Origin of the sequence: Sphingomonas sp., from assembly GCF_013816785.1 — a bacterium.
Lineage (GTDB): Bacteria > Pseudomonadota > Alphaproteobacteria > Sphingomonadales > Sphingomonadaceae > Sphingomicrobium.
On sequence record NZ_JACDDV010000006.1, the window covers coordinates 54,197 to 76,345 of the forward strand.

Below are 22,149 nucleotides of genomic sequence, written 5' to 3' on the forward strand. Positions count from 1 at the left end.
CACTTGGGATTAAATCCATATGACCTCTCGCGGCAGGAGAGCCTCGGGCCGCTTTCCGGCCCCAATGGCGATCGACCATTCGTCACGCGTCCCGATCCACCGTCAGATTTTCGATTGGTATCAAGCTGCCGTGGTCACTGGCCAGTTGCGCCCGAGCCAGGGCGTCCCTTCGACGAGGGGGCTGGCGAGGGAATTGCAGGTGTCGCGCGCACCCGTGCTGGCGGCGTTCGAGCAACTCGTGGCCGAGGGGTATTTCGTTGCCTTGATTGGCGCAGGGACCAGGGTAGCGGACAGCATCCCTGCGCAGTTCGCGCCTGCTCGGCAAGGGCACGAAACTTTCGTTCGGCCTCTCGGCGGGGCACGTTTTGTCTCAAGGCGCGCGGCACGCCTGTCCGTCGACGACGGTCCCTGGCTAACGCATGCTGGAGCGTTCCGGGCCAGTATTCCTGCCCTGGATCATTTCCCTATCGCGATCTGGGGATCGATGCTCGCGCGTTATGGGCGCAGCGCGGCGCATTCGATGTTGGGATACGGCAATTCGATGGGACACCCGTCGCTTCGAGAGGCTATCTCCGGCTATCTTGGAGCGGCGCGCGGCGTGCGCTGTGGCGCCGATCAGATCATGATCGTCTCAGGATCGCAGCAAGGCCTCCAGATCGCGGCGCGTGTGCTGCTCGATCACGGTGACGCGGTATTGATGGAGGAGCCTGGGTACCCCGGTGCGCACGCCGCGTTCAGGTCGGCCGGTCTGCGCATGGCTCCAGTGCCGGTTGATGCCGACGGAATGGACGTCGCTGAGGGCCGCCGCAGGGCGCCTGGCGCAGGCGCGGCCTACGTGACCCCGTCGCACCAGTACCCGCTCGGGATGGGGATGAGCGCGACGCGTCGGCTGCAGTTACTCCAGTGGGCCACCGAAGAAGATGCATGGATAATCGAGGACGATTACGACAGCGAATTCAGATACGGAGCTCGGCCGGTGCTGTCGCTGCAGGGACTCGATACCGCGGCCCGGGTGATCTACCTCGGCACGTTCAGCAAGGTGATGTTCCCCGCGCTTAGGATCGGGTACCTCGTCATCCCTGAAGATTTGATTTCATCATTCCGCGCGATGCGGGAGGCAATGGATATCTTCCCGCCAACCCTAACGCAGGCCGCGCTCGCGGACTTTGTCTCCGAGGGGCACTTCGCGCGCCACCTTCGCCGCATGCGCATTCTCTACGACCGCCGGCGCAAGCGTCTGGTCGCCTCCGTGACTTCGCAGTTCGGCAACGATGTCCGTATCGTCGGGATCGAGGCCGGGATGCATCTGACTCTTCTATTGCCCGACGCATGTGACGACGTCGACGTCGCCCGGCGCGCGAGCGCCGCGGGCCTTTCGGTTATCCCGCTGTCGACGTGCTGGCTGGAAGAGCCCGAGGTTAGCGGCATCGTTCTCGGATTTGGGAGCGTGGATGAGGGTGCGATCGACAGCGCTGTGGAGCGGCTGGCTAGGATCGTAGAGGCGTCCCCTGGTTTTTAGGTCCTACCCAAGCGACACCGAGGCTATTGGTCCGGTCGACGTTCACCGAACTGGTCGAACACATGCTCCAGGCGGGAGCCGACCTTAATTCCGGGAAGGCACCAGCATGCTCAATCGGGAACCAGCTATCGCTGTTCGCATCTCGTCCAGTACCTTCACCACGACAGGCGCGTTCTGGATCCGATTCCAGTAAGCTGAGACCTTCGCATGTCTTTCGATAATCGATGAGATGCCCAAAGCCTCGGTCATCCGGTCCGCGAAGAAGAAGAGGTAGGGTACCAGCGCGCAATCGGCGATCGTGATGGCGCCACTCGCCGCGGCTCCGTCTTCTTCCATGAAATGGTCCAGATGCGAGAGCCCCTGGTCCATGGCCATGACGCAGCGCTCGATAGTGCTCTGGTCGCGATCAGATGCGAAGAGTTGTCCGAACAGCGGGCCGGCCGGAGCCTGCAAGTATATTTCAGCCAGGTGCGCGATAAGGCGTACCCGCGCGACGGCTGTGGCTGCGAGGGGTCGAAGCCCACACCCTGGGAAAGCGTCGGCCAGATATTCGACGATTACGGTCGACTCGGGTAACGCGCTGCCGTCGTCGAGCACCAAGGTCGGCACGCGCCCGATCGGATTGAGGGCCAGATATTTCGGCGACTTCTCGTAGTTCGGCAACCATTGCCCTGAGGGCGCTATCTCCACCGGAAGATCATGGGCGTAGACCCCGAGCCTGACACGCGCTGCGAACGGCGAGACGAAGGAATTCAGAAGTATCACAGTGGTTCTCCAAGCGATCGAACGAGGATCAGGCTTGCTATGGTCGAATGAGGGGAGGGCGGGCGCGGTCCATGAGGAATGGCCGCGCATTGGCCCGTTGACGCTAGGCGGCCTCGGCCAGCAATGCCGATAGCTTGTTCAATTCGCTCTCCCAGCCCGCCCGCTTCCTTTCCGTCCAGATCTGGTCGTGCATCCGATGGAATGACAATATCAGCCGGGTCCCTTGCGCGACCTCTATCAGCTGGACCTGGGTTTGGAGTTCGTACGTCGCCACGCCCGGGACGAAATCCACGATGTCGGTATATTCGAGCTGGTGAGGAGGATTCACCAAGGTAAAAACGAGCCTCGTTTCCGTCTCTAGCGGCATGCCAGATTGAAGCATGAAGGCACGCGTCTCGTCGGTATCAGCTGTCATCGTGTAACGCAGCGCTCCGCCGGCTTTCAGATCCATCGATGTCACCGTGACTCGGAAACCCTGCGGCCCCCACCATGCTTCGATGCCCTGCTTCGTCGTCCAAAGGTCCCACACCTGATCGACAGGCGCCTTCAAGATTCGTTCAATGGTCAGATAGTCGGGTTTTTCCGCGCCGTTGGATCGAAAGTGCATTTAGTCTTCCTTCGTGGCCGAGTTGGGGGTGGCGCGACGCGTCAGTTCGTTTTCAAGTCGCTCCAGTCGCGGCTCCCATGTCGCCCGCACGTCGTCGATCCACGAGGCCGCTTCGGTAAATGGTTCGGGGCGAAGCGAGTAGAGGCGACGCTGCCCGTCACGTCGGACGGTAACGATGCCGGCATCGCGTAGAATACCAAGATGTCTCGATACCCCCGATTGCTGAATCCGTGATGCACGGACGACGTCGGTTACGGAGCTTTCCCCATTCCGCAGGTACTCGACGATGCGAAAACGCGCCGGATCCGTTAGCGCGGTGAATAATGCTATATGCCCGATCATGTATATACACTTAATTCACTTCATGGCGCGGTGTCAATGACAAGAAATCGCTAACTCGGCAATTTTCGATGCTGGGAATGACGTGCTTTCGCATCACCTTTCGGAGGAGGTGGCGCTCTATGACGTCGTCTGCGCCCGCGAGCTCCTGTCCCGGGCGACAATACGGCGAGCCCCGGATCGACGCGTCAGACCGAGGCCGAATATGGTGGCGCAGGAAAATACTCGATGCCCTTCTGCACGGCCCTTGCAAATCCGGGGTCGCCTAATTCGCCGACCAACCAGAGTGCCATATCGATTCCTGCTGACACTCCAGCGGCGGTGACGACGTTTCCGTCGCGCACGAACCGCACGTCGTCCAGCACCTCGAGCGCCAAGCCGCTGGAGCGAATCTCGGCGATCGCGCCCCAATGGGTCGTCACGCGTTTGCCTACCGCAGGACCCGCGGCGAGCAGGACGCGCACGCCAGTGCAGACGCTCGTCACCCAACGACACCGGGCCGCCTGTTCGCGGACGTAGTCGAGCACCGCCGCATTCTGAGCTAGCTCGCGGGTGCCCACGCCACCCGGCACGATCAGCACGTCGAGTGGGGGCGCGGTTTCGAGCGAGTAATCGGGAACAATGCGCATCCCTTTGGCGCAGCGGACCGGGTCTGTAGTCACCGCCATCGTGAAGACGTCCGCAAAGCCTTCACGCTCACCCGCTGCCCATGTCAGCACCTCATAGGGCCCGACCGCGTCCAGTTCCTCAACGTCGTCGAAGAGAAATATTCCGATGTTCATACTCCGCGCTCCTGAGTGCTTATCCATCGCTTTCCGGGCCTCCCACGGACGCGGCCTCGCCTTTCTCTGACCGGGCGCAGGCGATCATGTCCACTTCGACGACAGCTCCCAACGGAAGACCCGCGGCGGCGAGCGCCGTCCTGGCAGGCCGAAGGTCGCCGAACGCTTCGATGTAGGCCGCGTTCATGGCGGCAAAGTCGTCCATTGCTGCGAGATAGACCGTGCATTTCACGACGTCGGCGAGCGACAGGCCCTGAGATTGCAGAACCGCTTCTGCGTTGCGGATGGCACGTTTCGTCTGCGGGCCGATCCCACCTCGCACCAGCGCTCCATCATCGTCCAAGCCGACCCGGCCAGAAAGGAAGATGAGCCCCGCCGCCTCGATTCCATCCGAATAGGGACCCAGGTTCGCGCCGGGCAAATTGAAATGCCTGTTATTCATGTTCCACTCACTCCAATTCGAGGCTGGCAGCGCCTGCGAGTACGGGTACGCATCTGCCGGCTACTGTGGCTTTAATTCCGTCGCCGGTACGCGTGGCAGTCACGCGCAGAAGGCTGGGACGCCCCATCTCCACCCCCTGACGGACAGTCAATTCCAAGCGATCTTCGGCCCCAAGAGACAGGAGCAGACCCGCAAGCGGAGCGTTGGCGCTCCCCGTGGCCGGATCCTCTATCGTGCCTGCGAGCGGCGCAAACATGCGGGCGTACAGATTTGAGCCGTTGCGGACGTACAGATGAAGGGAAAACCGGTCACCAAGTTCGGGGTGCCGGGCACGAAAGTCCCGAAAGGCCCGCTGGTCGGGCACGCATTGCCCAAGCGCCGTCGGAGTAACGCAGGCGACAACGTACGGGTTACCCATCGCCACCGCCAAGGGCGGGTGGTCGTGCACGAGCACATCGCCGGACGCAATTCCGACGCAGATCGCGATCTCCTCCGGGCTGTATTCCGCGCCCTTCCAAAGAGGCTGTGGAGCGGTCAGAAGTGCGCCAACGACCGCATCGGCGACGCGCTCGATCTCGATGTGCACCACGCCTGCCGGAACCTCGAAGCGCATACTGGAGTGCTTTGCAGTGGCGCGGCGCGCGAGGACGTACGCAGTCCCGATGCACGGGTGGCCCGCGAACGCCATCTCAGCCGTACGATTGAAAATTCTCAGCCGCGCGGTGTTTCCCGGCTGCGTCGGTGGCAGCACGAAGGTCGTCTCGCTGAGGTTCATCTCGGCGGCGAGCGACTGCATCTGTGAATCGGAGAGTCCGCGGGCATCGACGAACACCGCCAGAGGGTTACCGCCGAACCGTCTCTCCGTAAAGACGTCGACCGTCTCGAATGCGTAATCCATTCTCTCTCCCCCAACAGCGGTCGTTCGTCTACTCCGGCGCAGCCGAAGCCGCCGCAGGCCCGCGCACGGCCTTTCTCCGGGCCGACGCTTCGGTCAATGACGGATGAATTCTCGCCACGCCGACACTCACTTCGGATCGCGCGGAACTCAGAGGTAACTCAGCCACCATTGAGACCGTTTGGACTTAATATTGGCGAACCAGATGGCGATCGGCCGCAGGATCAATAGCGTCGCAATCCAAATTGCATAGACCCAGCCAAGGCCAAATCCCCAACCCGCTTCCTTCAAGGGCGCCGAACTTTCGATGAAGCCGGCGAAGCTCGAGGCTGGCAGGCCCAACGCCATGCCGATCAGCAGTGCCGCGGTGTGGATCAAGTAGATATGCAGGACGTAGGTGAAAAACGGGGCGCGCCCAAACGCGCGGAGCATGGGCAGTCGGCGCGGGCCCACCGGCGACAGCGCTGCGAGCAGCAGCGCCGACACACCGAGCGTTAGCAGCACATACTGGGGCGTCGGCGGATATTTGGTAACGTTGAAAAAGGATAGCGCGCGCAACAGGATCGTCGGTCCGATGCCGAATGAACGAGGATCGCCGATCCCCGAAACACGAAGGATAACGAAACATACCAGCATGACCGCCCCGGCGACCAGCACTCGCCGCCTCCTTATCACTCCTTCGCCAACGATTGTCGTTGCCAGGCCGTATCCGAGCAGCAGTATTCCCGCCCACGGAAGTGCCGGATAGGCGACGACGCCGGGCAAGCGCGCCAGTGGGCCTGGTGAGAAGAGCATGTGCCACAATGCTTTGGGCAAGTACGGGGCCACCGCAGCTCCAAGCACGTAATCAAACATCAAGAGAATAAAACCGACCGCCGCGATTGCGATCGACGGAGCCTCGATGAGCAAGGCGAGCAGGATCATCCCGAAGCCGATCGCCCAAATCACCTGGAGAAAGATGAAGGGCTCGGCGAAATTGAACGCGAACCCAACGAGTGTGACCTCCAGCAGGATCAACCACATGCCGCGCGCTAACAATCTCTTGCGGAGCGCGGCGCCGACCCGCCCATTGGCTCGCTGCAGGTACACCGACATGCCCGAAAGGAACACAAAGGTCGGCGCGCATAGATGCGTGACCCAGCGCGTGGCGAACAGCGCGGGTGTCGTTTGCAGCATGACGGTAGGTTCGAACTGGAGCGCAGCGGCGCTGAAGTATTCGCGGACGTGGTCCAACACCATCAGTGCCACCATTAAACCGCGCAGCAAGTCTATGGCCTCGATGCGCCCGAGCGGCGCCGACGGGGCTGCCTGCTGCGTCGTCCTCATCGGTTCGCCGCCATCCATCTCTACTGGATCCTTTCATTCGCACCGTGAGCGGGTAGCGCGCCAGCGAAGAGCGCGGTCAGTTCGCGCCAGTGGCGCTCGGCGGCGGGGGCGTCGAAGGCGGGTAGGTCTGCCATCGTCCAGCCGTGCTTTGCGCCCAGGAACGTCTCGCAGCGGTGATCTACACCCGCGTCGCGAAATTCGGTCTCCAGCCGCTCGGCCATCTCCGGCGGATAGGATGGGTCTCCATCAGCACTGGCCACCAGCACGCGGCCACGGATCTTGTGCACCGAGAGGTGCGGGCTGGTGGGCAAGTCCGTCGCGAGATGACCGCCGTGGAAGCTGGCGGCGACGGCGATCCGGTCGGCGAAATCGCCGGCGACGGTGAGCGCGACGCCGCCACCGAGGCAGTAGCCAACGACTCCGACGGCGGGACCCGACACGTCCGACCTTGAATCCAGGTAGGCTAGGTACGCTTCGGTGTCTTGCGAGGCGAGACGGTTGTCTGTCACCGACATCAGCTTCCTGAAATCGGCGCGCGCTCCGTCATCCGCGGAGATCCGGGCTGCGTCGGGGGTGTCGTATGATCCGGCACGGTAGAATAGATCCGGTAGAAGGACGACGTAACCGCAACATGCCAGACGTTTAGCCATGGCAAGTAGCGCGGGGCGGATCGCCAACCCGTCCATGTAGAAGATGACGCCCGGCCATGGCCCGACATCGTTCGGAATCATCACGTGGGCAGGACAGAGGCCGTCGCCCGTCCGAATGGCAATCTGTTCATGGTAGGGGCTTTGCCTGGGATCGCAGGGCGCCGCCGCGTCTCCCTGCTCGATGCCGTTACGCTCCATCGCCGAATTCTCCGGACGCTTGCCCGAACCCCACTAAAGTCGTGAGCGCGGAGTCGATTTGAGACGGAGAACCTGAGCGGGCCGCTCCTCGAGATCGGGCATCAGCATCTGCGATCCGCGCTTGACGGCGGCACGCCCGCGCAGCGCCGACATCGCGCGTTCGTAATCAGCCATGCTGTCAACGTGTGTGAACCATACAAATACTTTTTCACCTTGGCGAACCGGCAGGCGCGGGAATTCGTTGGGGCGGTTTTCACCGATGTAGCTCCCTAGAACGCGCGCACCCGCGCGTTCTAGGGCGGATCGTCCGCTAGTCTCGAAGAACGGAGAAAAGCCTTCCTTCGGCGCTTTCCAGAGATAGTGAACGGTCGCCACCATGAACCCGGATTTTGCCGGTTGACCGAGCCGCCGTTCGACCGGCCTAAACCCCAGCCCTTCGGCCGATGGCTTCAGGAGCAAGACGTTATCGTTATCGTCGATCATCGAATTCGCCTCGTTGCGATGCGCCAGCCACAAAGGGCCGGTGTAAAATTCGGTAAGCGACGCAGCTCGGCCGGCCATGGTGGGGAATTCACGAATCCAGGTAAACCTGTTCGGATCGTCCATATCGCGGAATTGTCCAAGGAGTCGCATGCCTAGCTTCTCCTGGGAATCGACGAACTCGCGGTCGAAAAGCGTGATGAATGCGTCTCGTCTTCCCGTATTGAGCTTGTACTGGCGAAGCTCGATTACCGGATCCGCAACAGCGGGCACGACGGCCGCGCCGGAGGCAGTCTTACCCACTGCTGCCGTTGCAACCGCCGCAACCGATCCCGCGATAACCGTGCGTCTCGACATAATGGTTTCTCCAATAATTTTCACGCTTGCTGCCTCGCAAAATTCATGATCCAATTTGTTTCCCACATATTGCCCTCGTCGATGGAAAAGGCTTGCTCCCAACGTGCCGCGTTCCCGGCGATCTCAGACCAGATAAATCGAATTAGGATCTTGCGCTCGTCGATCACGTCGTTGCCGACGAAAACACCACGTCCGCTCATGAAGCTTCCGACCACAGGAGGGTCAGGTCGCGGATGGCGCCCGTCGATCCAATAAATCATCCAAAGTGCCGACGAAGGATCGAACATTCTTACCGTGCAAGCGCGATAGGTGCCTTGAGGGTCGTTCAGGACGTTTTCGTCGAAGTTACCGCCACCGGCGAGGATGGCGCGGGCGTTCATAGTGCCGTCGAACTCGTCCCAAACATCGTCGCCAACGAGGCGCTTGCGCAACTTGCGGTGGTGGACTGTCCAAGACCCGTGGATAAAGTCGAAGTCGCGTGAACCACTAGGGGGACTTACTGCCAAAGCTGTCATTGGGGGCGTCTTGAGAAGTCCATGATCCAGTTCACCTCCCAATTGCTTTCCTCGTCGCGCCAGAACGCCTGCGTCCATTGAGCGTCGTTCGCGCCCAAAGGTTCGTAGCTGGTTCGCACCCTGATCGGCTTCCCCCTGAACATATCCTCACCAAAGAGCGTAATCTTGAGACCTTCGAAGCGCCCCACGACCGCAGGTCCCAACCCCGCAGAGGTGTCTCTGGAGTCGAGCCACCAGATGGACCACTCCCGCGAAGCTGAAGAATAGAGTCTTAGCGAATGGGCCGAGTAGGAGCCCTCCGGGTCGGCAAGGCCGTTATAATCGAAGTTCCCCAGCCCTCCGAGGATCGGCCCAACTTCCAGAGTTCCGGGAAAGGCAAACCATTCAGCGCACCCGGCCAGTCGCTCGCGAAGCTTGCGATGCTGCACGCTCCAGCGGCCAAATAAGAAATCGAAGTTCCCGGCGGCCGGCGCGCTGAGTTCGCTGCGCGCCTTTTTCCCGACCTCTATATTCCCTCCGAACTCCTGTTCGTCGCGTTCAATCATCGATTCCGACTCTTTTCCGCCCGCATTCGTTAAACAGGCCGGTTGTCCTGTTTGATCAATCGTGTCAATCGGGGAATGATGGATTGCGGGCGTTCGCCATGATGGCAAAACGTCTGCTCAGACCAATACCAGCTGCTTGGGAATACGAAGTCGACGGACCGCTGATCACCCAGATCGACGCCGCATCAGCCATACGGAGTTCGCGCATCGTCATCATCGGCGCGGAACGACTAACTCGATTGACCGACGTTGCCATTTCTGGCGCGGGGGCTTCACCCTCCCGCAAGCTCTTGGCCCGTAGACGCGCCTAGAGACGAGCGAATTCGCGCATAGTGACGGCGCGCTTTCGCCCGATTGCCGCACACAGTCATGTCGCACCAACGCCTATTGGCTCGGGGCGACCGATCGAGGAAATACCAGTCGCACGTCGCGGACGAGCATAGCTTGACTCGCTGCCGTTTCGCGTCGGTCGTCAGCAGGTCCGCCAACGATGCGACGAGGGGCCGAAGGACCGAGCAAAGCGTGTTGCCCGGCGCCACGGAGGACCATGATAGCCCGCCCTTTCGCCCAGTCAAGAACTTGGTTTCGGACGGTATCCAACGATTGAGGACACTTAACGGTCGCTGGGCGGGCCGCCGGGCCGCGCAGCTTGACTGCAGCACTGTAAACATCGCTTCTCGCAATGAGATTGCTGACGCGAGGACATTGCCGGCTTCTTCGGGCTGTTCCGTTGCAAGGCTACCTAACCGGCTAAAGGCCTCGGCCTCCAGCGCGCCTGACTGTCGCAAGAAATCCAGCAACCTCAGGTAGCTGACCAGGCGCTCGATGCCGCCGGCGGGCCGTTCGTCACGCGTGTTCACGAAATCCAACGCCAGCGCGCCACCGCTGAGCTCGAAGAAAAATTCTCCCTCCGATACGATGCCGCCGAAACGAGCGTTAGGCTTGTCATTCATTATCTAACCTATTAGGCCAGTCGAATCGGTTAGGCAAGTGACGAAGGATGTGAACCATGACTATACTCTTGCATCCCACCATGATTCAGCGCCGGTGGAAATCGACCATTAGATCCAGCGATCGGGCTGAATATGTCCGGTACATCGCGCGCACCGGCGTGGTCGATTACCTGAACACACCGGGCAATCTCGGATGTCAGATGCTTACCCGCGATATGGAAGATGGCTCGACCGAGGTCACGACGCTGAGTTGGTGGGAGTCGATGGAGTCGATCCGTGCATTCGCCGGAGATGACGTCGATCGCGCACGCTACTATCCGCAGGACGACAAATTCTTGCTCGAAAAGCCCGAGCGGGTCGAGCATCACAAAGTAGCCATCGATGCCGTGGGGGTTGGCCAGCGCACGCGACTTGGCCACGAAATAGGAACTTGATGCCTAAGTCGGCGATCGGCGGATGCAGCTCGCGACCGAACTTTGATCAATTCTGGCCTGCTCCGAATGAAGCGGGGCGCCGAACGATCCCGGTTGATGCAAATTCGACTAGGAAACCGACCTGCCGCATACTGTCGTAACAGTGAGGAACAAGCGCTTGACCAATCAAAAAATCTTGGAAGCGTGCCGCCGGGCCTACAGCGACTTCGACAATAACGATCGCGGAGCACTCGCACCCTATCTGTCTCCCGACATAGTTTTTGATTTTCCGACGTCATTGCCGTACGGGGGCACTTATCGAGGACTGGATGAGTTTCAACAATATTGGACCAATTTGTTTGAAAACTACTTCGATAGCTTTACTTACGACGCTCACTTCATTCTCGATGCCGGAAGCCATGTGATCGTTCCGGTTCGGGCGAAAGCAAGTTCGAAATCGGGGAGGCAAGGTGAAATGGAGAATTGCATCTTGTTCACCACCGTCGGCGGAATGATCACTCACGCGAGGATCTATGCGGACACCGCGGTCGGGCGCGACTTGATTGCACCCTGACAGACTTGAGCGATGAATCGTTGCGAGCAGGTGGCAACTGGACCGGTCTGGATCCAGCGGCGAGATCGACGAGATTCGCTGTGCGATGCGGGCGGCCAGGCGATGAACCTTGGGGTGCGACAATCGGGGAATTGCAACCTCGCGTACCTCCATCCATAGGAGCGATGATCCGAATGCCAAGCCAAGCCAAGTCCAGAGTCCGCCGTAATCCAGTTACTGCGGGCGCTTTCCCCTCGTTGGAGGCGCAGAGTCGATGACAAGCCCGAACAACGGTGCCCCAAACCAGTTGCGGCTCATGGTTCAATATATGGCTTGGGCTAACCAGACGATGCTGGCTTCGGTCGCGGAGTTGCCGGACGAGGAGATATATCGCCCGCGGCAAGCGTTATTCGGAAACATCGCGCGGACGTTCGATCATATCATGGCTGTCGAAGACATCTTTCGTGCCCATCTCGAAGGCCGAAAACATCAATATCTGATCCGAAACAGCGATGAGTGCCCTTCATTCGAGGAAATTCGAGCCAAAATCGCTGATCTCGATCGCTACTATGTCCGTCTGACCGACGATTTGTCGGCGGCCGACATGGATGAAATGGTCAATTTCGAGTTCCTGAATGGAGGTAGGGGTGCGATGCGACGTACGGAAATTCTCCTGCATCTGGTCAACCACGCTACCTATCACAGGGGTTTCGTCAGCGACATGTTGCAGCAGATTCCTTTCAATGTCCCGCCGACAGACTTCACGGTTTTTGTTCAGCGTGGGTTACCATCGATCGAATCGTTGAGGTTCGGTTGAGTTCTCGCGCCCCTCTCCAGTTGGTCCGCAGCAGCGCTTGAGACAAGCTGGTCGGGTACCATCGAGAATAGGTCGGCAGGCGGCGAGGCTCGAAGGGCCGGCTCGATCAACGGCCGCGATTGATCCGGCAGATATAACCCATGTCGTTTCCGGACATTGCCGGAAAGCCCAGTGGTGCCCAGGAGAGGACTCGAACCTCCACGCCCTTGCGAGCGCCAGCACCTGAAGCTGGTGCGTCTACCAATTCCGCCACCTGGGCACAGGTGCATCGTCTGCTTGGGTAGGCGGCGCGCTTAGAGGGGGGCTTGGCCGCTTGTCAATGCGCTTGGCGAGGCGCTAGGGACCGGCCCCATGATCGACCGCAATTCCTCGCTCGTGACCATCTTCGGCGGCAGCGGCTTTATCGGCCGCTACGTCTGCGAGGCGCTGCTTAAGACCGGCGCGCGGGTGCGCATCGCCGAGCGTGACCCGCGCCGCGCCTTCTTCCTCCAGCCGCTCGGCGGGATCGGCCAGGTCGCGACGATCGCTGCCGACCTGGGTCGCCCGGCGACGATCGAGCGCGCGGTCGAGGGGGCCGATGCGGTCATCAACCTGGTCGGCATCTTCAAGGGCGACCTCCACAAAATCCACGTCGAAGGTGCGGGCAAGGCAGCGGCGGCAGCCAGGGCGGCGGGCGCATCGGCCTTCGTCCAGGTCAGCGCGATTGGCGCCGATCCCGACGCCGCGTCGACGTATGGCCGTACCAAAGGGCTCGGCGAGGAAGCCGTCCGCAAGGCCTTCCCGGGCGCGACCATCGTCCGCCCAAGCGTGGTATTCGGGCCGGAAGACGAGCTGACCAATCGCTTCGCCTCGATGGCGCGGCTGCCGATCCTGCCGGTGATCGCGCCCCGCACCCGCTTCCAGCCCGTTTATGTCCGCGACCTGGCCCGGGCGATCGCCGCAGCGGCGATCGATCCCAATCGCTACGGCGGCAAGACCTACGAGCTGGGCGGACCCGAAACGCTGAAGATGCGCGAAATGAACGCCCAGATCGCCGGGTTGGCCGACCAGTCGCCGGCGCTCGTCGATGTCCCCGATTTCGCTGCTGCCGGAATGGCCAGCCTCGGTTTCCTGCCGGGCGCTCCGCTCAGCAAGGATCAGTGGCTGATGCTCCAGCGCGACAATGTCGCGAGCGGCGACCTGCCCGGCTTCGACGCCTTCGGCATCGTCCCGGCGCCGATGTCGGCGGTCGCGCCCGAATGGCTGGGCCGTTTCCGCCGTGGGGGCCGCTTCGCCCCGTCACGCGACCTCAACGCCTGATGCCAATCCTCCTGCTGATCGTCATCCTCGGCATCGTCGAGGGCCTGACCGAATATCTGCCGGTGTCGTCGACCGGGCATTTGATCCTGGCGACCGAGCTGCTCGGCTTCGACGCCGAGCGCTGGGCACTGTTCAACGTGGCGATCCAGCCGGGCGCGATCCTGGCGATCGTCGTGCTTTATTGGCGCACCTTCCGCGACGTGCTCGTCGGCCTTTGGCGGCGTGACCGCACCGCGTGGACCTTCACCCGCAACCTGTTGATCGCCTTTTTCCCCGCGGTTGTGCTCGGCGTCGCGCTCGGCGATCAGATCGATGCCTTGCTCGAAAATGCCACGGTGGTCGCCTGGGCGCTGATCGTCGGCGGGATCGCGATCATTCTGATCGAGCGCGTCGGCCACCCCAAGCCCTCGCCTAAAGTCGAACGGCCCGACCAGATGGTCGCCGCGGTCAGCCTCAAACAATCGATCCTGATCGGCCTGGCCCAGTGCCTCGCGATGGTCCCCGGGGTCAGCCGCTCGGGCGCGACGATCATGGGCGCGGTGGCGCTCGGCATCGACCGCAAGACCGCCGCCGACTTCAGCTTCTTCCTCGCCGTGCCGACGCTCGCCGGGGCGACCGCGCTGCAGCTGGCCAAGCATTACGATCAGCTCGAAGCGGGGATGACTGGGCACATATTGATCGGTGCGGCAGTGTCGTTCGTAGTCGCGATCGTCGTGGTGAAAGCGTTCGTTGCCTTCATCCAGCGCCACGGCTTCACCCCGTTCGGTTGGTACCGCATCATCGCCGGCGCGGCGGCGCTGGTGTGGCTGGCGATGCGCTGACCCCTGTTCACCGGCACGCAAGTTTGGCATGATAGGATCAGCTAAATACCTGATTCGAGGAGCGAAGCTATGCGCCACCTGATCATCGCTTTGTCGGTTTTCACCGCCGCCACCCCGGCGCTGGCCGCGCCGCGCTATGCGCCGCCGCCGCCGATGCCGGGGCCGGACATGGAGCGCGCGCTCAACGATCCAGCGATGGCCGACCAGATCGGCCGCGTCGCCGGCGTGCTGACCAAATCGCTGATGAACTTGCCAGTCGGCGAGATCGAAGCGGCAATCGAAGGACGGCCGCCGACCCCCTACGACCGCGCCCGCACGGTGCGCGACGAGGTTGGCGACCCCTATCTCGAGCAACGAGTCGCTGCCGAGGCCGCCCAGTCGGGCCGGACGATGCAGGCCGCCGGCCGGGCGATGATGTCGTCGCTCCCGGCGATCATGGGCGCCCTCGGACAGGCGCAGGACGCGATCGAACGTGCCGTCGCCAATATGCCCAGTCCTACCTACCCACGCCGCTAACGTCATTGCGAGGAGCTGAAGGCGACGCGGCAATCTACACGGTCGCGTCTCTGACTTGCGGGTAGATTGCTTCGCTACGCTCGCAATGACGGGTTGTGGCCTTCGCCTACCGCGTTAAAGCTGCCGCTTCATGTGGCAGCTGTTCCAATTTCCCCTTTGTCCTTTCTCGCGGAAAGTCCGGCTGGTGCTCGGCGAGAAGGGCATCGCCCATGAGCTGGTGCGTGAAAATCCGTGGGAGCGACGCGACGAGTTTATCGACCTTAATCCGGCCGGCGAAACCCCGGTGCTGGTCGATACCGCCGCCAGCATCGTCCTGATCGGCAGCCAGCCGATCGTCGAATATTTCGACGAAACGGTCGACAAGATGCCGATGATCCACGGTAACGCCGTTGCTCGCGCCGAAATCCGCCGCCTGACCGCCTGGTTCGACGAAAAACTGTTCCGCGAAGTGGTCGAGCCGCTGATGCACGAACGAATGCGCAAGCGGCTGGTGTCGCAGGAATCGCCCGACACCCGCGTGCTGCGCGAGGCGATGCGCATCGCCAACGGCCACCTCGACTACCTCGACTATTTGCTCGACCACCGCCGCTGGGTCGCCGGCGCGGGCCTAAGCCTCGCCGACTTCACCGCCGCGGCGCATTTGTCGGTGGTCGACTATCTGGGCGCGCTCGACTGGCGCGGGCACAAGCAGACCAAGGACTGGTACGCGGTGATGAAGTCGCGGCCGTGCTTTAGGCCTTTGCTCGGCGAGCGGATGGAGGTGATCAATCCTCCCGCCCATTATGACAAGGTGGACTTCTGAGCGAATTTCGCAGTTTTGCGTCGAAGTTGATGCGCTGATGCGTTGAAATCCTATTCGTATCAACTTCGAGGCTTTAGACCCCTTTTTCCGAGCTTTCTCAGCGATATGACGCAAAGTTGAAACGATAGTCCGGCGATCCGGCCCCATTGCCGCAGTCAGGGTGAAGCGATCGATGATTGAGAAGGAGCCGAGTCGAGCCTGGCAAACGAAATCCTACATTGCCAGCCGTTTCTTCGCGGACGCAAGCCGATCGGCGCAAAGCGACCGGATCGCTGGCGCGGCTTCCCTGCGCCGCTGGTTAGCTGCACCCGGCTCAATCGCGCCGGAACAACTCCTATTGTCGGTACGTGTCGATCAGAAAGAACGCCATGAGTCCCGCAATATATGTCCCACATCCGAAAAAGACAGTTGTGACCGGCAAGATCATTTCGATTCCGCCCCACGTCGAACCGACAAGTCCCAATAGACCACCCATGATCGCTCCTGACAGCGTAACCAGGCTAAGGATTATCCTCCGAGAAGGAGCGTGCGTCACGGCCACTTCGCCGCGACAAGATAGTTGAGCCGCACATCCTCGCTTAGATGCAGCCCGCGCGTCGGGCTCATCGCGATGCCTTCGAAGTCGATCACTTCCAACCCCGTCTTGGTGAGCAGCCCGCGCATCGTGTCGGGATCGATGAATTTGGCATAATCGTGGGTGCCCTTGGGGATTTTCCCGAACCCCTCGGCGAGCGTGATGGTCAGCAGCTTCGACCAGGCGGTGCGGTTCGGCGTCGACAAAATCAACAGACCGCCGGGTGCGAGGCGGGCGGCGAGGCTGGTGACGAACGCTTGCGGGTCGGCGACATGTTCGATCACTTCCATTGCGGTGACTAGGTCGAAGGCGCCGCCCAATTCCTCGACGCCGATCGCGCGATAGTCGATGGCGATCCCCTGCCCTTCGGCATGTGCCTTGGCCGCCGCGATCAGTTCCGGCGCCGCGTCGACCGCGGTGACCTCCGCGCCCATCCGCGCCAGCGGCTCGGCGAGCAGCCCGGCGCCGCAGCCGACGTCGAGCGCACGCTTGCCCTGAAGCGGGCTGAAGCTGCACTCGTCGAGACCGAAATGCTGGTCGACCATGTCGCGGATATAGCCAAGCCGCACCGGGTTCAGCTTGTGCAGCATCGCCGATGCGCCGTCGGGATCCCACCAGTCGCGTGCCAGTCCGCCGAAGTGAGCGGCCTCGGACTCTACGATGCTTGTCTTGGCCATGCGTCAACCCTAACAGGACGCGCCTCAACAGCCAAGGATCGTCTTTGTCCCGTATCGTGATGAAATTTGGCGGCACATCGATGGCCGGGATCGAGCGCATTCGCTCGGTCGCAAGCCGGGTGAAGCGCGAGGCCGAGGCGGGAAACGAAGTGCTGGTGGTCGTATCGGCGATGGCCGGCGAGACCGACCGGCTGGTCCAGCTATGCCGCGAAGCAGCCGCGCTCCACGACCGCCAAGAATATGACGTCGTCGTCGCCTCGGGCGAGCAGGTCACCGCCGGGCTGCTGGCAATGACCCTCCAGAATATGGGGGTGAAGGCGCGCAGCTTCATGGGTTGGCAATTGCTTCGGGCTACCGGCGTTCACGGCAACGCCCGGGTCGAAGCGGTCGAAGGCGCCCTTCTCGGCGAGGCGCTCAGCGGCGGCACGGTCGCGGTGATTCCCGGGTTTCAAGGAGTCAGCGAGGACGGCCGGGTCGCGACCCTTGGACGCGGCGGGTCGGACACTTCCGCCGTCGCCATCGCCGCTGGGATCAAGGCCGACCGCTGCGACATCTACACCGACGTCGACGGGGTCTATACGACCGACCCACGGATCGTCCCGCGCGCCCGCAAGCTGACAAAAATCACCTTCGAGGAAATGCTCGAGCTGGCGGGGGTCGGCGCGAAAGTGCTCAATGTCCGCTCGGTCGGCCTCGCGATGCGCGAGAAGATGCCGTTGCGCGTGCTAAGCGCATTCGAAGACCTGCCGGGGACCAAGATCGTCCCCGACCTTGGAGATGATATGGAAAGAAACGCGATTGCCGGCATCGCCGCCGACCGCAACGAGGCGCGGATCACGCTGACCGGCATCGCCGACGCTCCGGGCACGGTCGCGGCGGTGATGGGGCCGCTCGCCAAGGCGGGCATCCAGGTCGACATGATCGTCCACGCCGCAACCCCGGACGCGGGGGCGAGCGACCTCACTTTCACTGTCCCGCGCGCCAGCCTGAGCCAGGCGGTGAGAGCGATCGAATCCAGCGGAGCGAAGGGCGACGGCGCGATCCTGACCGATGCGGCGGTCGCCAAGGTTTCGATCGTCGGGGTCGGCATCCGCTCAAACCCCGAGCTTGCTGCGACCATGTTCGCCACCCTGGCGGAGCGCGGCATCAACTTGCTCGCGGTCAGCGCGAGCGAGATCAAGGTCAGCGTGTTGGTGGCCGAGGAGCAGATGGAGCTCGCCGTGCGGGTGCTCCACACCGCTTTCGGCCTCGATGCACCACGGGAGAATGACGTATGAGCGGCGAGGGAATGATTGCGGAGCCGCGGCAGATTCACGGTGACGCCGGCATGCTGCGCCTCAAGCAATTGATGCATCGCGGCACCGAATTCCTCGGCGCCGAATGGGCGATCCTCGGCGGGGCGATGAGCTGGATTTCCGAGCGCCACCTGGTCTCGGCGATCAGCAATGCCGGCGGATTCGGCGTGATCGCCTGCGGCGCGATGGGACCGGAACTGCTCGACACCGAAATTGCCGAGACCAAGAAGCGGACAACCAAAACGTTCGGCGTCAATCTGATCACCATGCACCCGCAGTTGAGCGAGCTGATCGATGTCTGCGCCAACCATCGCGTTACCCATGTCGTGCTTGCGGGCGGCCTTCCGCCGGGCGGGGCGATCGACCGGATCAAGGGCAATGGCGCCAAGCTAATCGCCTTCACTCCCGCGCTGGCGCTGGCCATGAAGCTTATGCGATCGGGCGCCGACGCGCTGGTGATCGAGGGGATGGAGGCCGGCGGCCATATCGGCCCGGTGTCGACCAGCGTGCTTGCGCAGGAAATCCTGCCCCACGTCTCCCACGACATCCCGGTGTTCGTGGCCGGCGGGATCGGGCGCGGCGAAGCGATTGCCGCCTATCTCGAAATGGGCGCGGTCGGGGTCCAACTCGGGACCCGCTTCGTTTGCGCGACCGAATGCATTGCTCACGCCAATTTCAAGAAGGCGTTCATCCGCGCCTCGGCGCGCGACGCGATCCCCTCGGTCCAGATCGACCCGCGCCTGCCGGTGATCCCCGTGCGCGCGCTCAAGAACCGCGAGATGGAGGCGTTCGCCGCTAAGCAGCGCGAGGTTGCGCAGCGGCTCGACGAGGGCGGGATCGAGATGGCCGAGGCCCAGCTGCAGATCGAGCATTATTGGGCGGGCGCGCTGCGCCGTGCGGTCATCGACGGGGACGTTGAAAGCGGGTCGATGATGGCCGGGCAATCGGTCGGGATGGTCAAGCGCGAGGAACCGGTCGCTGACATTCTGGCCGAACTGGTCGACGAAGCCGCCACCGCGTTGGGATCGCGCGGCTAGGCTGCGGTGCGCAACGCGTCGGCCAATCGGTCGGCGAGCGGATAAAGCTCCTCGTTCTCGCGCCGGATGCGCGCCTCGAGCTTTGCAAAAATGGTCAACGCGTCATATCTGAACCGGTCGAACCGCGCGGCGATCACCGCCGAGGACGACCAGCGCGCCGCGAACCGCTCGAAGCGCTCGGCAAGATCGCCCATTTCCATGGCGATGCTGAGCGCCGCCGCTCCTGCTTGCGGATCGCCGGACTGGATCATTGCCGGATAGAAATGCACGTCCTCCTGGGCCAGATGAGTCCGTAGCAGGCCGAGCAACTTGGAAAGATCGAGGCTGATCCGATAAGCATCGTCGGGGCCCGAATAATGGTCGATCTTATCGATTATGCGCGACACGATCTGGGCGGCAAGGCCGTGTTGATGACGGAGCGGGTCGGTACGGGCCATGCGGCAAAGTCCCTGTTGGGCGACCGATTTAAACCCCGACTGCTTGCCACGCTCTTTCGCACTCCTCCATATCGGCGTGATTGACCGCGCTTGGAAAGCCGCCGCTTTCCCTGCTAGCGCTATCGGCGATGCCCATGAGCGCCGTAGCCTCCGCCCGCGAGATATTGACCGGCCTTCACGACGTGATGGCGCGGCGCGGTTCGGCGCAGGCCAAGCTCGACCGGGTTGTCGACCTGATCGCCGCGGCGATGGCCAGCGAGGTCTGCTCGATCTACCTGCTGCGGGACCAGTCACTCGAATTGTTCGCAACCCATGGTCTGCGCAAGGAAGCGGTTCACGTCACCCGGTTGGCGATGGGCGAGGGACTCGTCGGGACGATCGCCGAGGAGGGCCGCATTCTTAATCTCGCCGAGGCTTCGAACCATCCCGAATTCGTCTATCGTCCGGAAACCGGCGAGGAGCATTTCCACAGTTTCGCCGGCGTGCCGATCATTCGCCGCGAAAGCTCGATCGGCGTGCTTTCGGTCCAGCACGCCGAGCCGCGGCGTTACGACGAAGTCGAAATCGAGGCGCTGCAAACCGTGGCCATGGTCCTGTCAGAGCTGATCGCCAGCGCGCGGCTGGTCGATGGCTCGCGCGGCGCCCGGCGCGACGCCGGGATGCAGCGTATGGCGGGGCTCAAGTTGGTGACCGGCATGGCCAAGGGCGTCGCCGTCTTCCACCAGCCGCGCGTGATCGTCGAACATACTGTCGCCGAGGACACCGAGGCCGAGCGCGCGCGGGTCTATGCCGCCTTTCGTCGGATGCGCGAGCAGATCGACAATATGACCCGCGAAGCCGAATTCGGCACCGCTGGCGAGCACAATGAGATACTCGAGACCTACAAGATGTTCGCCTATGACGAGGGCTGGTCGCGGCGGATCAACGAGGCAATCGACAGTGGCTTGACCGCCGAGGCGGCGATCGAGCGGGTTCAGCAGCGCACCCGCGCCCGGATGCGCGAAATCGACGATCCGCTGCTCAAGGAGCGGATGCACGACCTTGAGGATCTGTCCAACCGGTTGATGCGGATCGTCTCGGGCCGCATGGGCACAGCCGCCCAGACGGGTCTCGCCAGGGACGCAATCCTGATCGCCCGCAACCTCGGACCGGCCGAACTGCTCGAATATGACCGCCGCCGGCTGAAGGGCGTGGTGCTCGCCGAAGGCTCCCTGACCGCCCACGTTACGATCGTCGCGCGGGCGATGGGCGTACCGGTCGTCGGGCGCATTGCCGACATCCGCCACATCGCCAACGAAGGCGACGCGGTGCTGGTCGACGGCGACATGGGCGCGGTCACCGCCCGCCCTACCCGCCCGATCACCATCGCCTTCGATCAGCGGATGGCGATGAGCCACAAGCGTCGCGCCGAATATGCGACCATCCGCGCCCTGCCGGCCCAAACGCTGAACGGCGAGCGGATGACGCTGATGGTCAACGCCGGCCTGGCCGAGGATGCGGCCATGCTCGAGACTGCGGGGGCCGACGGCATCGGCTTGTTCCGTACCGAATTCCAGTTCCTGATTGCCGCCACCCTGCCCGGTCGCGAAAGCCAGCAGCGCCTCTACAAAAGCGTGCTCGACGCCGCCGGGGACAAGCCCGTGGTGTTCCGCACGGTCGACATCGGCGGCGACAAGGCGCTGCCCTATTTGAGCGACGAGCAGAAGGACGAGAGCGAAAATCCGGCGATGGGCTGGCGCGCGCTTCGCCTCAGCCTGGAGCGCAAAACGCTGATGAAGGCGCAGGCTCGTGCGCTGGTCGAGGCATCGGCGGGCAAGGTGCTGCGCGTGATGTTCCCAATGGTCAGCGAGCCTTGGGAATATGAGGAGGCTCGCGCCCTGTTCGAGGAGCAGATCGCCTGGGCCAAGAGCGCGAAGCTGGCCGGCCCGAAAAGCGTCGAATTCGGGGCGATGCTCGAAGTGCCGAGTCTCGCCGAAGTGCTCGACATTCTCCTTCCGCGAGTCGATTTCCTATCGATCGGGACCAACGATCTGACCCAATTTCTGTTCGCCGCAGACCGCGCCGACCCGCGGCTGGCCGAGCGCTACGACTGGTTGTCGCCAGCGATCCTGCGCTTCCTCCACCGCGTCGTGCGCGAGGCCAAGGCGGCGGGCGTGCCGTTGCGGGTCTGCGGCGAAATGGGCGGTCGGCCGTTGGAAGCGATGGCGCTCATCGGGATCGGCATCGACAGCCTGTCGATCACGCCGGCGGCGGTGGGGCCGGTCAAGGCGATGATTCGGTCGATCGATGCCGTCGCGGTTCGCGCCAAGGTCGAAACATTGCTTGCCAAGCCCCCCGCCAACATGCGCAAGTCGCTAAGCGATTGGGCGAAGCGGCATGGAGTGGCGCTCGACTGACCGGCGTGCCCAAGGCCGGTTGACAGGGGCACGGGTCGCCCCGACAAAAGGTTCAAATTCAAGCCTGTTACAGGCGGGGGAAGCGAATGGACGAGATCGAACCCGACGGCATGGTGACGGTTGGCCAGCGGCTTAAGCA

Annotated in this window: 26 protein-coding genes and 1 tRNA gene; 11 read left to right on the forward strand and 16 right to left on the reverse strand. The window is 62.6% G+C overall.

Annotated elements, in window-relative coordinates; all coding sequences use genetic code 11:
- Nucleotides 1-64: 64 nt before the first annotated feature.
- On the forward strand, nt 65-1,519 hold the full coding sequence (locus tag H0W65_RS02825) for a PLP-dependent aminotransferase family protein (protein WP_294003600.1): 1,455 nt from the start codon (nt 65-67) through the stop codon (nt 1,517-1,519).
- Nucleotides 1,520-1,603: 84 nt separating this feature from the next.
- On the opposite strand, the gene H0W65_RS02830 is transcribed toward H0W65_RS02825, so the two are convergent.
- The 13 genes from H0W65_RS02830 to H0W65_RS12170 all read right to left on the reverse strand — a co-directional run bounded on the left by H0W65_RS02830 (nt 1,604) and on the right by H0W65_RS12170 (nt 10,373).
- Nucleotides 1,604-2,284 carry a glutathione S-transferase family protein gene (locus H0W65_RS02830; RefSeq protein WP_294003602.1) on the reverse strand — a complete coding sequence of 227 codons (681 nt, stop codon included), beginning with the start codon at nt 2,282-2,284 and terminating at the stop codon, nt 1,604-1,606.
- Nucleotides 2,285-2,387: 103 nt separating this feature from the next.
- Nucleotides 2,388-2,891, reverse strand: a complete 504-nt coding sequence (locus H0W65_RS02835; protein WP_294003604.1) for an SRPBCC domain-containing protein — start codon at nt 2,889-2,891, stop codon at nt 2,388-2,390.
- A complete protein-coding gene (locus H0W65_RS02840; protein ID WP_294003606.1) occupies nt 2,892-3,233 on the reverse strand; it encodes a helix-turn-helix transcriptional regulator in 342 nt (113 codons plus the stop codon).
- A gap of 185 nt (nt 3,234-3,418) precedes the next feature.
- A complete protein-coding gene (locus tag H0W65_RS02845; RefSeq protein ID WP_294003608.1) occupies nt 3,419-4,012 on the reverse strand; it encodes a DJ-1/PfpI family protein in 594 nt (197 codons plus the stop codon).
- Between the two features lie 19 nt (nt 4,013-4,031).
- Entirely contained in the window at nt 4,032-4,433 is a 402-nt protein-coding gene (locus tag H0W65_RS02850; protein WP_294003610.1) for a RidA family protein, read from the reverse strand.
- A gap of 28 nt (nt 4,434-4,461) precedes the next feature.
- Nucleotides 4,462-5,352 carry a PhzF family phenazine biosynthesis protein gene (locus H0W65_RS02855; RefSeq protein WP_294003612.1) on the reverse strand — a complete coding sequence of 297 codons (891 nt, stop codon included), beginning with the start codon at nt 5,350-5,352 and terminating at the stop codon, nt 4,462-4,464.
- Nucleotides 5,353-5,499: 147 nt separating this feature from the next.
- Nucleotides 5,500-6,675, reverse strand: coding sequence for a heparan-alpha-glucosaminide N-acetyltransferase domain-containing protein (locus tag H0W65_RS02860; protein WP_294003614.1), 1,176 nt, complete (start codon nt 6,673-6,675; stop codon nt 5,500-5,502).
- 20 nt (nt 6,676-6,695) lie between these two features.
- On the reverse strand, nt 6,696-7,406 hold the full coding sequence (locus H0W65_RS02865) for a dienelactone hydrolase family protein (protein WP_294003645.1): 711 nt from the start codon (nt 7,404-7,406) through the stop codon (nt 6,696-6,698).
- A 150-nt stretch (nt 7,407-7,556) separates the two neighbouring features.
- A complete protein-coding gene (locus H0W65_RS02870) occupies nt 7,557-8,414 on the reverse strand; it encodes an NIPSNAP family protein (RefSeq protein WP_294003616.1) in 858 nt (285 codons plus the stop codon).
- The gene (locus H0W65_RS02875; RefSeq protein ID WP_294003618.1) at nt 8,381-8,791 is read right to left on the reverse strand and encodes a DUF1579 domain-containing protein; all 411 of its coding nucleotides are present in this window, start codon (nt 8,789-8,791) and stop codon (nt 8,381-8,383) included. Before H0W65_RS02875 ends, H0W65_RS02870 begins: the two co-directional genes overlap by 34 nt.
- An 80-nt stretch (nt 8,792-8,871) precedes the next feature.
- On the reverse strand, nt 8,872-9,420 hold the full coding sequence (locus H0W65_RS02880; RefSeq protein ID WP_294003620.1) for a DUF1579 domain-containing protein: 549 nt from the start codon (nt 9,418-9,420) through the stop codon (nt 8,872-8,874).
- 64 nt (nt 9,421-9,484) lie between these two features.
- Complete coding sequence (locus tag H0W65_RS02885; protein WP_294003622.1) at nt 9,485-9,676, reverse strand: hypothetical protein; 192 nt, start codon at nt 9,674-9,676, stop codon at nt 9,485-9,487.
- Between the two features lie 16 nt (nt 9,677-9,692).
- Nucleotides 9,693-10,373: a CGNR zinc finger domain-containing protein gene (locus H0W65_RS12170; RefSeq protein ID WP_367120113.1), complete on the reverse strand. Its 681-nt coding sequence runs from the start codon at nt 10,371-10,373 to the stop codon at nt 9,693-9,695.
- Nucleotides 10,374-10,429: 56 nt separating this feature from the next.
- Between H0W65_RS12170 and H0W65_RS02890 the strand changes: the two genes are divergently transcribed.
- The 3 genes from H0W65_RS02890 (at nt 10,430) to H0W65_RS02900 (ending at nt 12,156) form a co-directional block, all read left to right on the forward strand.
- Nucleotides 10,430-10,807 carry a hypothetical protein gene (locus tag H0W65_RS02890; RefSeq protein ID WP_294003624.1) on the forward strand — a complete coding sequence of 126 codons (378 nt, stop codon included), beginning with the start codon at nt 10,430-10,432 and terminating at the stop codon, nt 10,805-10,807.
- A gap of 157 nt (nt 10,808-10,964) precedes the next feature.
- A complete protein-coding gene (locus H0W65_RS02895; RefSeq protein ID WP_294003626.1) occupies nt 10,965-11,360 on the forward strand; it encodes a nuclear transport factor 2 family protein in 396 nt (131 codons plus the stop codon).
- 253 nt (nt 11,361-11,613) lie between these two features.
- Nucleotides 11,614-12,156, forward strand: coding sequence for a DinB family protein (locus tag H0W65_RS02900; protein WP_294003628.1), 543 nt, complete (start codon nt 11,614-11,616; stop codon nt 12,154-12,156).
- 172 nt (nt 12,157-12,328) lie between these two features.
- On the opposite strand, the gene H0W65_RS02905 is transcribed toward H0W65_RS02900, so the two are convergent.
- A tRNA-Leu gene (locus tag H0W65_RS02905) sits at nt 12,329-12,415 on the reverse strand.
- Nucleotides 12,416-12,507: 92 nt separating this feature from the next.
- On the opposite strand from H0W65_RS02905, the gene H0W65_RS02910 reads away from it, so the two are divergent.
- From H0W65_RS02910 to H0W65_RS02925, 4 genes are all read left to right on the forward strand, one after another.
- Nucleotides 12,508-13,455, forward strand: a complete 948-nt coding sequence (locus H0W65_RS02910) for a complex I NDUFA9 subunit family protein (RefSeq protein WP_294003630.1) — start codon at nt 12,508-12,510, stop codon at nt 13,453-13,455.
- Nucleotides 13,455-14,276 carry an undecaprenyl-diphosphate phosphatase gene (locus H0W65_RS02915; RefSeq protein ID WP_294003632.1) on the forward strand — a complete coding sequence of 274 codons (822 nt, stop codon included), beginning with the start codon at nt 13,455-13,457 and terminating at the stop codon, nt 14,274-14,276. Before H0W65_RS02910 ends, H0W65_RS02915 begins: the two co-directional genes overlap by 1 nt.
- A gap of 69 nt (nt 14,277-14,345) precedes the next feature.
- Complete coding sequence (locus H0W65_RS02920; protein ID WP_294003634.1) at nt 14,346-14,792, forward strand: hypothetical protein; 447 nt, start codon at nt 14,346-14,348, stop codon at nt 14,790-14,792.
- Nucleotides 14,793-14,922: 130 nt separating this feature from the next.
- Nucleotides 14,923-15,594, forward strand: coding sequence for a glutathione S-transferase family protein (locus H0W65_RS02925; protein WP_294003636.1), 672 nt, complete (start codon nt 14,923-14,925; stop codon nt 15,592-15,594).
- Between the two features lie 531 nt (nt 15,595-16,125).
- Here the strand turns inward: H0W65_RS02925 and ubiG are convergent.
- On the reverse strand, nt 16,126-16,845 hold the full coding sequence (ubiG, locus tag H0W65_RS02930; protein WP_294003637.1) for a bifunctional 2-polyprenyl-6-hydroxyphenol methylase/3-demethylubiquinol 3-O-methyltransferase UbiG: 720 nt from the start codon (nt 16,843-16,845) through the stop codon (nt 16,126-16,128).
- A 44-nt stretch (nt 16,846-16,889) separates the two neighbouring features.
- On the opposite strand from ubiG, the gene H0W65_RS02935 reads away from it, so the two are divergent.
- The gene (locus H0W65_RS02935) at nt 16,890-18,122 is read left to right on the forward strand and encodes an aspartate kinase (RefSeq protein WP_294003638.1); all 1,233 of its coding nucleotides are present in this window, start codon (nt 16,890-16,892) and stop codon (nt 18,120-18,122) included.
- 50 nt (nt 18,123-18,172) lie between these two features.
- On the forward strand, nt 18,173-19,177 hold the full coding sequence (locus H0W65_RS02940; protein WP_294003639.1) for a nitronate monooxygenase: 1,005 nt from the start codon (nt 18,173-18,175) through the stop codon (nt 19,175-19,177).
- On the opposite strand, the gene H0W65_RS02945 is transcribed toward H0W65_RS02940, so the two are convergent.
- Nucleotides 19,174-19,614, reverse strand: a complete 441-nt coding sequence (locus H0W65_RS02945) for a hemerythrin domain-containing protein (RefSeq protein ID WP_294003640.1) — start codon at nt 19,612-19,614, stop codon at nt 19,174-19,176. The genes H0W65_RS02940 and H0W65_RS02945 overlap by 4 nt on opposite strands.
- Before the next feature lie 128 nt (nt 19,615-19,742).
- Between H0W65_RS02945 and ptsP the strand changes: the two genes are divergently transcribed.
- Nucleotides 19,743-22,010 carry a phosphoenolpyruvate--protein phosphotransferase gene (ptsP, locus tag H0W65_RS02950; protein WP_294003641.1) on the forward strand — a complete coding sequence of 756 codons (2,268 nt, stop codon included), beginning with the start codon at nt 19,743-19,745 and terminating at the stop codon, nt 22,008-22,010.
- Nucleotides 22,011-22,149: the final 139 nt, after the last annotated feature.